This window comes from Mycobacterium sp. NGS39, from assembly GCF_059812765.1.
In genome coordinates, this window is sequence record NZ_JCALDH010000016.1 from 39,759 (window position 1) to 52,285 (window position 12,527).

The 12,527-nt window shown below is 67.5% G+C and carries 14 protein-coding genes and 1 tRNA gene; 6 read left to right on the forward strand and 9 right to left on the reverse strand.

Annotated features, from left to right (window positions below; translation table 11 throughout):
• Window positions 1-4 precede the first annotated feature (4 nt).
• Together AC5Y39_RS19745 and AC5Y39_RS19750 are read left to right on the forward strand one after the other, a co-directional pair.
• Window positions 5-589, forward strand: coding sequence for a hemerythrin domain-containing protein (locus AC5Y39_RS19745; protein WP_500021074.1), 585 nt, complete (start codon window positions 5-7; stop codon window positions 587-589).
• A gap of 70 nt (window positions 590-659) precedes the next feature.
• On the forward strand, window positions 660-791 hold the full coding sequence (locus tag AC5Y39_RS19750; RefSeq protein ID WP_500021072.1) for a hypothetical protein: 132 nt from the start codon (window positions 660-662) through the stop codon (window positions 789-791).
• A 3-nt stretch (window positions 792-794) separates the two neighbouring features.
• On the opposite strand, the gene AC5Y39_RS19755 is transcribed toward AC5Y39_RS19750, so the two are convergent.
• Window positions 795-1,472 (reverse strand): phosphodiesterase, encoded by a 678-nt coding sequence (locus AC5Y39_RS19755; protein ID WP_500021070.1) that lies wholly within the window; start codon window positions 1,470-1,472, stop codon window positions 795-797.
• A gap of 154 nt (window positions 1,473-1,626) precedes the next feature.
• Between AC5Y39_RS19755 and AC5Y39_RS19760 the strand changes: the two genes are divergently transcribed.
• Window positions 1,627-2,322 carry a HemK2/MTQ2 family protein methyltransferase gene (locus tag AC5Y39_RS19760; RefSeq protein WP_500021068.1) on the forward strand — a complete coding sequence of 232 codons (696 nt, stop codon included), beginning with the start codon at window positions 1,627-1,629 and terminating at the stop codon, window positions 2,320-2,322.
• Window positions 2,319-2,537, forward strand: coding sequence for a CDGSH iron-sulfur domain-containing protein (locus AC5Y39_RS19765; protein ID WP_500021066.1), 219 nt, complete (start codon window positions 2,319-2,321; stop codon window positions 2,535-2,537). The genes AC5Y39_RS19760 and AC5Y39_RS19765 overlap by 4 nt, the downstream gene beginning before the upstream one ends.
• Here the strand turns inward: AC5Y39_RS19765 and AC5Y39_RS19770 are convergent.
• From AC5Y39_RS19770 to AC5Y39_RS19780, 3 genes are read right to left on the reverse strand one after another with little or no spacing between them, the layout of a single operon-like run.
• Complete coding sequence (locus AC5Y39_RS19770) at window positions 2,517-3,521, reverse strand: iron-containing redox enzyme family protein (RefSeq protein ID WP_500021064.1); 1,005 nt, start codon at window positions 3,519-3,521, stop codon at window positions 2,517-2,519. The two genes, AC5Y39_RS19765 and AC5Y39_RS19770, sit on opposite strands and share 21 nt — an antisense overlap.
• 35 nt (window positions 3,522-3,556) lie before the next feature.
• The gene (locus AC5Y39_RS19775; RefSeq protein WP_500021062.1) at window positions 3,557-3,922 is read right to left on the reverse strand and encodes a hypothetical protein; all 366 of its coding nucleotides are present in this window, start codon (window positions 3,920-3,922) and stop codon (window positions 3,557-3,559) included.
• Window positions 3,923-3,937: 15 nt separating this feature from the next.
• Window positions 3,938-4,534: a DUF305 domain-containing protein gene (locus tag AC5Y39_RS19780; protein ID WP_500021060.1), complete on the reverse strand. Its 597-nt coding sequence runs from the start codon at window positions 4,532-4,534 to the stop codon at window positions 3,938-3,940.
• A gap of 250 nt (window positions 4,535-4,784) precedes the next feature.
• On the opposite strand from AC5Y39_RS19780, the gene AC5Y39_RS19785 reads away from it, so the two are divergent.
• Window positions 4,785-5,762, forward strand: a complete 978-nt coding sequence (locus tag AC5Y39_RS19785; RefSeq protein ID WP_500021058.1) for a trypsin-like serine peptidase — start codon at window positions 4,785-4,787, stop codon at window positions 5,760-5,762.
• Between the two features lie 11 nt (window positions 5,763-5,773).
• Here AC5Y39_RS19785 and AC5Y39_RS19790 read toward each other — a convergent pair.
• From AC5Y39_RS19790 to ponA2, 4 genes are all read right to left on the reverse strand, one after another.
• Window positions 5,774-5,847: transfer RNA gene (locus AC5Y39_RS19790), tRNA-Pro, on the reverse strand.
• 270 nt (window positions 5,848-6,117) lie between these two features.
• The gene (gene cds1, locus AC5Y39_RS19795) at window positions 6,118-7,215 is read right to left on the reverse strand and encodes an L-cysteine desulfhydrase Cds1 (RefSeq protein WP_500021056.1); all 1,098 of its coding nucleotides are present in this window, start codon (window positions 7,213-7,215) and stop codon (window positions 6,118-6,120) included.
• Complete coding sequence (locus AC5Y39_RS19800) at window positions 7,212-8,168, reverse strand: metallophosphoesterase (protein WP_500021054.1); 957 nt, start codon at window positions 8,166-8,168, stop codon at window positions 7,212-7,214. The genes cds1 and AC5Y39_RS19800 overlap by 4 nt, the downstream gene beginning before the upstream one ends.
• Window positions 8,169-8,242: 74 nt before the next feature.
• Window positions 8,243-10,678, reverse strand: a complete 2,436-nt coding sequence (gene ponA2 / locus AC5Y39_RS19805) for a transglycosylase/D,D-transpeptidase PonA2 (protein WP_500021052.1) — start codon at window positions 10,676-10,678, stop codon at window positions 8,243-8,245.
• A 389-nt stretch (window positions 10,679-11,067) separates the two neighbouring features.
• On the opposite strand from ponA2, the gene AC5Y39_RS19810 reads away from it, so the two are divergent.
• Window positions 11,068-11,376: a WhiB family transcriptional regulator gene (locus AC5Y39_RS19810; protein ID WP_499907339.1), complete on the forward strand. Its 309-nt coding sequence runs from the start codon at window positions 11,068-11,070 to the stop codon at window positions 11,374-11,376.
• Window positions 11,377-11,378: 2 nt separating this feature from the next.
• On the opposite strand, the gene bagB is transcribed toward AC5Y39_RS19810, so the two are convergent.
• A complete protein-coding gene (gene bagB / locus AC5Y39_RS19815) occupies window positions 11,379-12,506 on the reverse strand; it encodes an ATPase BagB (protein ID WP_500048274.1) in 1,128 nt (375 codons plus the stop codon).
• Between the last annotated feature and the right edge of the window lie 21 nt (window positions 12,507-12,527).

Consider the following 12,527-nt stretch of genomic DNA (forward strand, 5'->3'; position numbering starts at 1 on the left):
CGCCATGGATGCACTGACATTGTTGCGCCAGCAGCATGAAAGCGTGCTGGGGATGCTGGAGACGCTCGCCGACGCACCGCGCGGTGTGGGTGCGTGGAAGAGCGGGCTACAGGAGATGGTCGAGAACCTGATTGTCGCCGAGTCGCGGCACGAGGCGATCGAAGAGCAGTTCTTCTGGCCCGCTGTCCGAAAGGCACTCGACGACGGCGACGAGCTCGCCGACAAGGCGATCGGCCAGGAGGAGGACGGCAAGAAGCTGTTGCAACGCCTGGTCGACGGCAAGCCCGGGGAAGCCGACTACCACGACGCACTGGACGCGTTCGTCGCCGCGGCGCGCGAGCACATCGACTACGAGCAGACCGCGGTGTGGCCGCGGTTCGAGAGCACGATGAGCGAACAGGAACGCCAGTCGCTGGGCGACAAGTTGGAGCAGGCCTACAAGATTGCGCCAACCCGCCCGCATCCGAACACGCCGTCGGATTCGATGGTGCAGAAGACGATGGGTACCGCGGCTGCGGTTGTCGACCGCGTCGTCGACGCGGCTACCGGCCGCACCGAGAAGTATCCGCCGGAGCCGCCGAAGCCGTGAGGACCGCGCGACGGCCGCCGCCCAGTGTGGGGCGGCGGCCCAAGCGTGGAAGTATGCGAGGGGAGGGATCATGGGCGAAGAGCGAAGCGACGAGAAGAAGGACACCACCCCGCCGGGGCCGGCCGATCATGGCCGCGAGGGCGGCATGGCGACGCGGGAGAACGCGCCCGAACTCACCGAGGACGGCTCGTCTGACACGTGACCGTCAGTTCGCGTCCGGACGGCCTTCGCGGCTGCGCTGGTAGGCGCGCTGGCGGATGTCGGTCAGCCACTCCGGTGCCAGCTTGACCCCGGGTGCGATGTGGATGGTCGGGTCGAATGCGATCTCGTTCGACGGACCGGCGGAGATCACTTCGTGGAACCGCACCCGCGCCAGCGGCTCGAAGTCGCCGGTGCCGGCGGCCTGGTCCAGTTCGTACTCGATGCCACCGCGGTCGATCTGGTCGGCGACGTCGTCAAGCGACACCCCGCTGGCGTCGAACTGCGAGGTCATCTTCGCCCGAATCCACCAGTAACGCCCCTCGAAGCGCAACGGCATCAGGCTCGACATCGACGCTGTCCACGACGCCGCCGGACGCAACGCGAACCGGGTGAGACGACCTGAACCCGCGGACGCCAGCAGGATGTCCCACGGCGTGGCGGCGAACGGCTGCGGGGGAATGCGGATCGCGAGGCCGATGACGTCGGGCAGCGCGCCGGGCAGCCCGACGCCCTTGGAGATTCGGCCCACCACTTCACCGGCGTCCACCGGCAGTCCTTGCCCGGGTGGCGAAAGCCGCTCCAGCGACCCGTTCGCCATCACCCCGACAGGATGGAACACCCGACGACGCCGGATGGCCGACCCGAGCTGCAACGGCAACGCAACGATGTCTGAAGCCTTCACGCCTCGCGGGATGCCCGAAGCCCGGGACGGGCAAACCCGGGTTTGAGTACGGATTGTCCAGGGCATTAGTAACTCGATCGTTCGCTTATCCGCGACAGCTCCGTCGAAAGGCCAGCATGACCGTGTATTTCCGAGCGTGGGATGAGGGCATCCGGTGACGATCACCTTCCCGGACCCGTGCGAGACGATCGTCACAGACGTCGGTGTGTACGCGCCCCAACACGATTCCCGGTTGCTCGTCGACGCGCTGCAGCGCGCCTGTCTGGCGCCGGGCCGGCGGGTGCTGGACTTCTGCACGGGCAGCGGTGTGCTGGCGGTCGCGGCGGCACGGCTCGGTGCGGCTGAGGTCACTGCGTTCGACATCTGCCCGCGCGCGGTGCAGTGTTCGCGCGCGAACGCGGTTGCCGCCGGCGTCGCGGTCGACGTCCAGCAGGGCTCGTTGTCGGATGCATTGCGGCACGGACCTTTTGACGTCGTCGTGTCGAATCCCCCGTATGTTCCGGTGACACCGGACAGCGACGACGAGATGATCTCGCCGGTAGTCGGACCGGCCTGGGCCTGGGATGCAGGCGACGACGGGCGGCTGGTGCTCGATCCGTTGTGCGCGGCAGCGCCGGAGCTGCTGGCCGACGGCGGCTCGATGCTGCTGGTGCAGTCGGAGTTCGCCGGCGTCGAAGAATCGTTGTCGGCGCTGCGGGACGGCGGCTTGGACGCGGAAGTGGTTCTGTGGCAATGGATTCCGTTCGGACCGGTGTTGTCGGCACGGGCGGAGTGGCTGGAAAATACCGGGCGGCTGCGCGCGGGGCGGCGCGAGGAACTGTTGGCGGTCATCCGGGCGGACAAGACATGAGCTGCCCGCAGCGGCGGCTGGTCCGGATGGTGCCCGCGGGGCCGATGCTCGTGGAGGGCCCGGTTCACATCGAGATGCCCGACGGCAGCGTCGTGGACTCCGACCGGTTCATGGTCGCGATCTGTATGTGCCGGCGCAGCAAGACGTATCCGCTGTGCGACACCAGCCATCGCAAGCGCCGGCGCGCAGCGGCGTCAGCTCAGCGGCCGGCTTAGCGAGCTGCGGCCCGCCGTCCAGCTCGCCATCACGTGATCGGCCAGCCGGTTCTCCACCGCGTCCAGTGCCCGCATGCCGAAGATCACGTCGCGCTCCAACCGCGGGTCGTCGGCAATGAGCTTCCCCACCACGTCGGTGCGCACCACTTGCTCGTGTACCGCGTCGGCTTCCACGTGTTCGCGGTAGAACGCCGCGCACGGCTCCGGCGCGCCCATCCGCTCCAGTGCTTCGACCAGGCGGCGAGACCCCGGCGACGACGTGATCTCGGTGGCCGCGAAGTGGCCGACGGCCGCGCCCCGCATGGACCGGTGCAGGCCGAAATACGACATCAGGTTCACCACGGCCAGCGCCTGAGCGGGCACGTGCTCGAGGTAGGCGAGGTAGCGGTTGTCCAGCCCTGCGGCTGCCATCAGATCGGCGAACAGCTGCTGGTGGAGTCGCTGGCCGTGGCCGGCGCCGTACTCGTCGAACTCCACCGCGACGAAAGAGGCCTTGGCCTGACCGGTCAGCCGGGGGATGGCGAACGCGTGCGGGTCCGCCTCTTTGAGGTGGTACAGCGAACGGTGCACGAAGTACTCGCGCATCTGTTCCCAGGTGCCGTGGTCGCGTAGGTAGTACGACGGGCCGTTGCCGTCCGTGGGCTCTTCTGTCAACGCGTCCATCTCGGCGGCCGCGGTGTCGCCGGGCGCGATCTCGCCGACCTCGTCGCGCACCGCAGCGATGAAGCATTGTTCGAGCGCAGCGCGCAGCCGCAACAGGTCTGGGTTCCACTCCCATTCCGGATCGACGTCCGCGAATCCGCGATAGTGCAGCTCGTAGCAGAGGTACAGCGCCAGCTGCAGGTCGATGCCATAGGGATCGGCGTCGGCGACCGGAAGGGCCGACGCAGACGCGCCGCCGGTCAGCATGTCGATGATCGCCGCCGACAACGGCCCTGCCGCAGTGGGCAGCGCAGGCTCGACCGAGGTCGATGCGAGGGTCATGAGGATTTTCTACCCGTAGAAGCGAGTCGTTCAAACTAGGCGGCGACGGCAGCGATCAGCGCCTGAGGATCTGTCACGCTGAGGCGCAAGCTGCGCAACGTCACCGGCACGCCCATCACGTACGCACGGGCAGGTGGCTCGATGGTCAGCTCCACGAGCCCGTCCGAGGACCCGTTGACGAGCCACCGGCCGCGCCATCCGTGTGCTCCCCGGGCGTAGACCTTGTCGGTGACCGGCTCGGCTTTCTTGATCGACGCCAACGGCACCGTCGCGCGAAATCCCCATCCCATCGCGACGGTCAGTGTGGCGTCGTCGATCTGAATGCGGCTTCTTCGTGGGCCCATCCCCAGCGCCACGGCTAACGGGAGGAACGCTTTGTCATAGCGGAATTCGATGGGCATGGTCACCACCTTGCGTCACAGCGAGGCCGCAATGGCCTGCATCTGCTCGATCTCCTTCTGCTGGGTGTCGACGATCGCCCGTGCCATCGCGACGGCAGGTGGATACTGCCCTGTCTTGATCTCGTTCTGGGCCATCGCAATTGCGCCTTGGTGGTGCGCGATCATGTGGGTGAGATAGAGCTTGCCGGCTTCGACGCCCTGAGCGCTTTTCAGTGCGGCCATGTCTTGTTCGGACACCATGCCGCTCATCTCATGACCAGGCATGGGCATCGGCATCGTCGAAGGCTGGCCCCAACTGCTCAGCCACGACTGCATCTGCTGGATCTCGGGTCCTTGCGCGGCCTTGATCTGCTTGGCCAACGCCACCACCCGCGCGTCGATGTCTTGCTTGGCCAGCAGCACATCGCTCATCTCGACGGCCTGCTGGTGGTGCGGAATCATATGCTGCGCGAACATCACGTCGGCTTCGTTGTGTGACTGTGGCGCCGCGGCTGTGGTGGTGGACAGTGAGCTACTGGTGCCGCTGGCGTCCGTTCCGGATTTGCCGCATGCAGTCAACGTGGTCACTGCGGCCAACACCGCCGCGGTGACGGCCAGCAATTCTCGCTTCATCACCTGATCCTCTCGTCTCGTCTGCGTCACGTCATGTATACCCCTTGGGGGTATAGCGAGACGACCCCGGGTGTCGGCAGGGCGTCAAGCACCGTGGAGTGGGTTCTCGAAAGTGGTTGCACTGCAAGGCAACTCGCGTAGACCCCGTTACCGCCTCTAATACAGGTAGTCCACTACGCATGCCCTGCGGGCGTCCACGACCTACCTTTCATGCGTCGTAGCTATCACAGAGAACCGAGATGAGGCCCGTATGACCGCGCCGCAGAAACCCAATCAGCCAGTCTCCTTCGACGAGGCGCAAGACATTCTCGGGCCGAAGCCCGGCCGGCAGCTCTCACCCGAGCCGGCGGAGGAAGTGGCACCGGAAAACCTCGGTAGGCGTGAGACAGCGATAGATCCGACCGAACTCGAAACGGTGCCCGAAGGCGGCCTCGAGGGGTACCGTCCTGCGGGCACTCCGATGGTGGCCTATCCGGCCTCCGCCGACTACGAGCCACCGGCCTCCGCCGAACACACGTTGGCCGGGCGGCGCTGGAAAGTCACCGACCTCTACTCGTTTCCGCCCGAGGAGCGCCAGCTGTTGACCGACACCAGCTTCCCGTGGCGGTGTGCCGGGCGAGTGACCAACAGCGACGGCAAAGCGGGCTCCGGCACACTGGTCGGTGACCGGGTGCTGCTGACCGCCAGGCACATGCGGCCCGATCGCAGCATCGCCCAGGGCTCGTGGTGGATGAAGTTCGTACCTCACGGATTCGACGACACCGAGCCATTCGGGTCGTCGTTCGTCAGCGATCTGCATCGCCCCTCGCCGGACGGGCCGCACTTCGACCAGATGGTGTGCCGCCTCTACGAACCGCTGGGGCAGCGCATCGGCTATATGGGCGTACAGGAATGGGACGACGACTGGGACGGCGTCGCGCACTTCGCCACGATCGGCTACCCCGGATCCTTCGGAGGTGTGCGGCCGTTCTTCCAAACCTCTTGCGCCGGTGAGGGATTCGACAGCGAAAAGGACGCAGTGCTGGTGACTACGCACGCTGACCTGACGCAGGGAAACTCCGGCGGACCGTTTTGGACCTTCATCCGGGTGGGGTCAGGGCTGGATCCGCGGGTCGTGGGCGTCGTCGCCAAGGAAGCCACCGCAAACGGCGACCGGGTCAACCTGGTGACCAGTGGCGACTTGTTGGAACGCCTGACCAACTGGGCGCGCGCCCATTGGCCGGCATGACAGCCGATGAGTCGGGGTGGCGGGATTTGAACCCACGGCCTCTTCGTCCCGAACGAAGCGCGCTACCAAGCTGCGCCACACCCCGCAGAAGCCAGGCCAGAGTATCGCACCGGTGTGCCGGCTGGCCAAACGCGCCTCGGCGCCCCGCCGTGGGCCCTCGGCGACGAGATCTGCGTCACCTCTGCGCGTGGGATGGACCGGATTGTCGGAGGTGTTGTGCACACTGACCAACAGCGACGAAGGAGTGGTCGACCATGACGAGCTTGGGCGCGGCGGTCTACGGCGGTTTCTTCGGGTTGGCGGCGCTGTGGCTGTTCTTGACGGCCGACCGTGCGGAGTCGCCGCCGGAAAACGATCAGCCGAACGTGCCGGTCCGCTCGAACTCCCGCAACGCCGACGCCGCACTGGTGGGGTCGAGCCCGTACTGCGCCAGCCAGTCGTCGCAGAAGTAGGTTTCCGCGTAGCGATCGCCGTTGTCGGCCAGCAGCGTCACCACCGATCCGCTGCGCCCCTCGGCCACCATCTCTGACAGCAGGCAGAACGCGCCCCACAGATTGGTGCCGGTGGACGGACCCACCCGCCTGCCGAGCACAGCGCTCGCGTGCCGGGCGGCGGCGATCGACGCATTGTCGGTGACGGCGATCATCCGGTCCACGACGTCGGGCAGGAACGACGGCTCTACTCGCGGCCTGCCGATTCCTTCGATGCGCGACGACGTACCGGTGGTGACGTGGCTGTCGCCCGTCTCATAGGCGGGAAAGAACGCCGAGTTCTCCGGGTCGACCACGCACAGCCGGGTCGCGTAGCGGCGGTAGCGGATGTAACGGCCGATCGTCGCGCTGGTTCCGCCGGTGCCGGCGCCGACGACCACCCACTCCGGAACCGGATGCTGCTCCAGCGACATCTGCGTGAAGATCGACTCGGCGATGTTGTTGTTGCCGCGCCAGTCGGTGGCGCGCTCGGCATTGGTGAACTGGTCGAGATAGTGGCCGCCGGTCTCGCGGGCCAACCGCTCGGCCTCGGCGTACACCTGGCCTGATTCCTCGACGAAATGGCAACGGCCGCCTTGCGCTTCGATCAGCGCGATCTTCGCCGCGCTCGTCGACGCCGGCATCACCGCGATGAACGGCAGACCGAGCAGCTGCGCGAAATACGCCTCCGACACGGCGGTCGATCCGGACGAGGCCTCCACGACCGTGGTCCGCTCGGTGATCCAGCCGTTGCACAGCGCGTACAGGAACAGCGATCGGGCCAGCCGGTGCTTGAGGCTGCCGGTGATGTGGGTGCTCTCGTCTTTGAGGTACAGCGCGACGTCGACGCGCGAGGACCACGCCGACGGCAGCGGATACCGCAGCAGGTGCGTGTCCGCGCTGCGCCGAGCGTCGGCTTCGATCAGCCGGACCGCGTTGTCGACCCACTCCCGCGGCCGGGCCCGGGCGGCCGACCTCGTCACCGCAGGGCGGCGGTCGGATCCGAGCGCTGGGACACCGCTGTGGTCTGCGGGCCGCCGGTGGGTGCGGCCACCAAGGTCAGCAAGGTGGCCTCCGGGCGGCAGCAGAACCGCACCGGATGGAACGGCGAGGTGCCGATACCCGCCGACACGTGCAGCTGCATGTTCGCGCCCCATCGCGACGTGCCCTTGGCCCGCGACCGGTCCAGGCCGCAGTTGGTCACCAGCGCTCCGTAGAACGGCAGGCACAACTGGCCGCCGTGCGTGTGTCCGGCCAGCACCAGCTGGTAGCCGTCGGCGGCGAACCGGTCCAGCACCCGCGGTTCGGGCGAATGCGTCAGTCCCAGCTTCAGATTGGCCACCGGGTTGGCCGGCCCTGCGATGGTGTCGTAGCGGTCGCGGTCGATGTGCGGGTCGTCGACGCCGGCGGCGGCTATCTTCAAGCCCGCCACCTCGAGTTCGCGGCGGGTGTGCGTCATGTCGAGCCAGCCGCGTTCGGTGAACGCGGCGCGCAGGTCCTGCCACGGCAGCGGCTTGCCGTGGGTGCGGTGGCCGGGATCGATCACATAGTTGATCGGGTTCTTCAGCCGCGGCCCGAAGTAGTCGTTGCTGCCGAACACGAACAAACCAGGCACGCTGAGGAGGTCGCCGAGTGTCTGCACCACCGCCGGGACCGCCTTGGGGTGGGCCAGGTTGTCGCCCGTGTTGACCACCAGATCGGGCTCCCAGCGCGCCAACTCGCGCAACCATGCCTGCTTGTAGCGCTGAGCGGGACGCATGTGGATGTCGCTGATGTGCAGGACCCGGAGCGGGGTCGACCCCGGCGTCAGCACCGGCATGGTCACCTCGCGGACCACGAACGCGTTGCGCTCGATCACCGAGGCGTAGCCCAGCCAGGCGAGCGCCGAGCCGCCCGTCACGGCGGCAGCTGTCTTCTGCGAGGGCGAAAAGGCCATACGAGCAGCGTACTGCCCGCTGCGCCGCCGCACGTGCTGCGCTTGCGCAACCGCGTCCGTCGGCTCGCGCAGTGTTACGGCGGTGGTTCACCCGCCGGAGGAGGCGGCGGTCCCAGCACCGGCACCGTGATCGGCGGAAGGCCCGGAATCTGCACGACGGTCGAGCCGACCACCGGGATCGGCGGTGCGCCTGGCGGGGGCGGAGGCGGCGCCGGTGGAATGCCGTTGCTGATGTTGATCGTGACGATCGCACCCGGGACGGTCTGTCCGCTCGGTGTGGTGCCGACGACCGTGCCGTAGGGGGCGGTGCTGTTGACCGAGGCGGGCTGGTCCGCGACGCCGAAGCCGGCGTCGCGGAGCCGCTGTTTGGCGGTCTCCACCGTCAGGCCGGACACGCTCGGGACCCGAGAGCCCGGGCCGCCGTCGACGTAGCGGGGATCGGTGGGCGGCAGCTTGACCTCGCCGAAGTCGTTGGCGATCGGCTTCATCGCCTGGAACCAGGTGCGCGCAGGTTCGTTGCCGCCGTAGAGGTTTCCCGATCCGCAGCGGCGCAGCGGAGACGAGCACAGGTCGGTGGGCTCGGGCGAGTCGTCGAAGATGTACACCGCACCGGCGTAGTTGTTGGTGAACCCGAGGAACCCTGACGAGCGGTGGGCCTCGGTGGTCCCGGTCTTGCCGGACATCGGCAAGGTCCACCCGGCGGCGGCTGCCGACCCCGCGGCGGTGCCGTTGCCCTGCGAGTCGTGACTCATCGCGTTGGCGAGGGTGTTCGCGAGCCCCTCAGGGACCACCTGTTCGCACGCCTCGGTGGTCAGCGGAACCGGTTTGCCGTGCCGATCGATGATTTCGGCGACCGGGCTGGGCGGGCACCACATGCCGCCCGACGCCAGCGTCGCCGCCACGTTCGACAACTCCAGAGGATTCAGCTCCAGCGGCCCCAGCGTGAACGAGCCGAGGTTCTGGCGCTTGACGAAGTCGGCCAGGCTCTCGTTGCTCTGCGGGTCGTATGCCCGCGCGGTGCCCGGCTGGGCATAGGAGCGCAAGCCGAGCTTGACGGCCATGTCGACCGCGCGCGGCACGCCGATCAGCTGGATCAGCCGGGCGAACGCGGTGTTGGGTGACGTGGCGAGCGCCTCGGTGACGTTCATCGACCCCCGGTACGCACCGTCGTTCTGCACGCACCAGGTGTCCTTCGGGCAGCCGCGTGCGCCGCCGGAGCCCATGCCCTTGGCCTCGAACCGGCCGGGCACCTCGAGTTGAGCGTTGATGCCCATGCCCATGTCGAGTGCGGCGGCCGTGGTGAAGATCTTAAAGATCGATCCGGCACCGTCACCGACGAGCGAAAACGGCTGCGGCTGCATCGTTTCGCCCGCGTCGGTGTTCAGCCCGTACGTCCGGTTGCTGGCCATCGCCATCACCTGGTGCGAGTCTTTGCCCGGCTTGATCACGCTCATCACGTCGGCGACACCGTCGAGCGTCGGGCTCGCGATGCTGTCAATGGCCTGCTTGACCGAGTCCTGCACCTTGGGGTCCAACGTGGTGCGGATCAGATAACCGCCGCGAGCCACCTGGTCCTTGCTGATGCCGGCACGCGCCAGATAGTCGAGCACATAGTCGCAGAAGAACGCCCGGTTGCCCGCCGCGATGCAGCCGCGGGGCAGGGCCTGAGGCTGCGGCAAGATACCCAGCGGCTCCGCCTTGGCGGCGCGCAGCGCGTCTGCCTGGGCGGGGTAGTTGTCGATCATGGTGTCCAGCACCACGTTTCGCCGCTGCAGTGCGCCGTCGGGGTTGGTGTAGGGATCCAGCGAGGTGGTGGACTGCACCAAGCCGGCCAGCAGCGCAGCCTGCTGCCAGTTCAACTCGGAGGCGTTGATGCCGAAGTACGTCTGCGCCGCGTCCTGCACGCCGAAAGCGCCGTTGCCGAACGACACCAGGTTCAGGTAGCGGGTCAGGATCTCCGGCTTGGAGAACGTCTTGTCGAGCGTCAGCGCCATCCGGATCTCCCGCAGCTTGCGCGCGGGCGTCGTCTCCACCGCCGCACGTCGCTCGGCGTCGCTCTGCGCCGTCACCAGCAACTGGTAGTTCTTGACGTACTGCTGCTCGATGGTCGAGCCGCCGCGGGTATCCGCGTCACCACCGACGTAGCCGGCCAGCCCGGTCAGCGTGCCCTGCCAGTCGACGCCGTTGTGCTCGGCGAACCGCTTGTCCTCGATCGAGACGATGGCCAACTTCATGGTGTCGGCGATCTGGTCGCTGGGCACCTCGAATCGTCGCTGGCTGTAGAGCCAGGCAATAGGGTTGCCCGCGGCGTCGACCATCGTCGACACCTGGGGAACGTCGCCCTCCACCAGCTGCGCGGACCCGTTGGCCACCACGTCCGATGCCCGGTTCGACATCAAGCCGAGGCCACCGGCGAACGGAAACATCAGAGCGGCGCACAGAACGCCGGCAAGAAGACAGCACCATCCCAACTTGACGACCGTCTGACCGGTCGAGGGGCGCTGCGGCATGGGTACAGATTACTGTTCGGATCCGAGCGCGCCGCCCGACGGCTGACGACCGTCCGCTCTTGGGTTCGCGGTGTTTGCGCAGCATAATTGGCATGCGCGTCAAGTTTTTGCTGGCGCGAGGGCGATGCGCCCGAACCGATGCGTCGCGCGGGAGGGGCCTCGTCGGGACGGTCGTCCCAAAAGAACCGGTACCAAACTGTTGCGCAAACGACACCTGACCACCTACTTTGTACTCCTAGTGCGATCTAGGTAACAAAAAAGTACGCAGTGTGGCGTAGATCGCATCACGAGATCACCGCCGTGGCGCCGCCGATACGACGGCCTGGACGAAGGGGACGCTGGTGTCAGGTAATCGGCCCGTCGCGCGGAGGACCACAGGGGGAAACTCGATGCATAGTTCGTCAGCCGCGGCTGCGGCCGAGGCTCGCATTGCCTGGGTGTCGAAGGCTCGGTGCCGTAACACCGACCCCGACGAACTCTTCGTTCGCGGGGCGGCGCAGCGCAAGGCCGCGGTGATTTGCCGGCATTGCCCTGTCATTGCCGAGTGCGGCGCCGATGCGCTGGACAACCGCGTCGAGTTCGGTGTCTGGGGAGGAATGACCGAACGTCAGCGCCGGGCGCTGCTCAAGCAGCACCCCGAGGTGGTGTCCTGGGCCGACTTCTTCGCCGCCCAGCGCAAGCACCGCACCGCCGGCTGACCTCAGCTGGCGGCCTTCGACGCGGTCAGCTGATCGGCGATCGCGCGCAGTGCGTCGATGTCGGACACGTCGAACGGCAGTGACGGCACCCCGACGATCGGCACGTGCGGGTTGGCGCCGGTGAACCGTGACAGCAGCCGCACCTCACGCTTGGCGGTCTGCGCCCGGTCGGCGTGGATGCGCAGCACCGCAGCGGCCAGCGACTCCGGATCGTCGGCTTCCAGTTCCTCGGCAGCGTCGACCGCCCGCTCGATATGCAGGCTGGACAACGTCGGATGCGTGCGGTTGAGGATCAGCCCCGCAAGCGGCATCGCTTCGGCTGAGAGCCGGTCGACGAAGAAGGACGCCTCGCGCGGTGCGTCGGGTTCGGCCGCCGACACCACGACGAACTGCGTGCCGCGGCGCTTCAGTAGCGCATAGGTCCGCTCGGCCTTCTGGCGGAAACCGCCGAACGTGGAATCCAGCGACTGCACGAACGCCGCCGCGTCGGAGAGCATCTGCGAACCCAAGATCGTCGATATGGCGCGCATGGCGAGCCCGACGGCGCCGGTGACCAGCCGGCCGATGCCGCGTCCGGGCGCCAACAGCATCCGCCACAGCCGGCTGTCCATGAAGCTGCCCAACCGTTTTGGCGCATCGAGGAAATCCAGCGCGTTGCGCGACGGCGGGGTGTCCACCACCACCAGGTCCCACTTGTCTTGTGAGACAAGCTGTCCCAGCTTCTCCATCGCCATGTATTCCTGCGTGCCCGCCAACGACGTGGCGACGGTCTGATAGAACTGGTTGTCCAGAATCGCTTGTGCGCGTTCGGATCCGGAGTACTCGACCACCATCTCGTCGAACGTGCGGCGCATGTCGAGCATCATCGCGTGCAGCTCGCCTTGGACCTCCGGGCCCAGCGGCACTCGCTGCGGCGAATTGCCCAAATCCGCGATGCCCAGTGCCTGCGCGAGCCGGCGGGCGGGGTCGATGGTCAGCACCACCACGGTGCGGCCGTATTCGGCCGCTCGCAACGCCATCGCCGCGGCCGTGGTGGTCTTGCCGACACCGCCCGCCCCGCAGCAGACCACCACGCGGTTGGCTCTGTCGGCCAGGATCGAGGCCATGTCCAGTGTGGGTGCGTTACTCACTGGCCGCTCCGCACGCGTCGC

Excerpts from the sequence above, each read along its gene's own strand:
- AC5Y39_RS19770 (WP_500021064.1), bottom strand. The coding sequence starts at position 3,521 with ATGACCCTCGCATCGACCTCGGTCGAGCCTGCGCTGCCCACTGCGGCA.
- AC5Y39_RS19785 (WP_500021058.1), top strand. The coding sequence starts at position 4,785 with ATGACCGCGCCGCAGAAACCCAATCAGCCAGTCTCCTTCGACGAGGCG.
- AC5Y39_RS19800 (WP_500021054.1), bottom strand. The coding sequence starts at position 8,168 with ATGGCCTTTTCGCCCTCGCAGAAGACAGCTGCCGCCGTGACGGGCGGC.
- AC5Y39_RS19765 (WP_500021066.1), top strand. The coding sequence starts at position 2,319 with ATGAGCTGCCCGCAGCGGCGGCTGGTCCGGATGGTGCCCGCGGGGCCG.
- AC5Y39_RS19780 (WP_500021060.1), bottom strand. The coding sequence starts at position 4,534 with ATGAAGCGAGAATTGCTGGCCGTCACCGCGGCGGTGTTGGCCGCAGTG.
- AC5Y39_RS19810 (WP_499907339.1), top strand. The coding sequence starts at position 11,068 with ATGCATAGTTCGTCAGCCGCGGCTGCGGCCGAGGCTCGCATTGCCTGG.
- ponA2 (WP_500021052.1), bottom strand. The coding sequence starts at position 10,678 with ATGCCGCAGCGCCCCTCGACCGGTCAGACGGTCGTCAAGTTGGGATGG.
- AC5Y39_RS19745 (WP_500021074.1), top strand. The coding sequence starts at position 5 with ATGGATGCACTGACATTGTTGCGCCAGCAGCATGAAAGCGTGCTGGGG.
- AC5Y39_RS19750 (WP_500021072.1), top strand. The coding sequence starts at position 660 with ATGGGCGAAGAGCGAAGCGACGAGAAGAAGGACACCACCCCGCCGGGG.
- AC5Y39_RS19775 (WP_500021062.1), bottom strand. The coding sequence starts at position 3,922 with ATGCCCATCGAATTCCGCTATGACAAAGCGTTCCTCCCGTTAGCCGTG.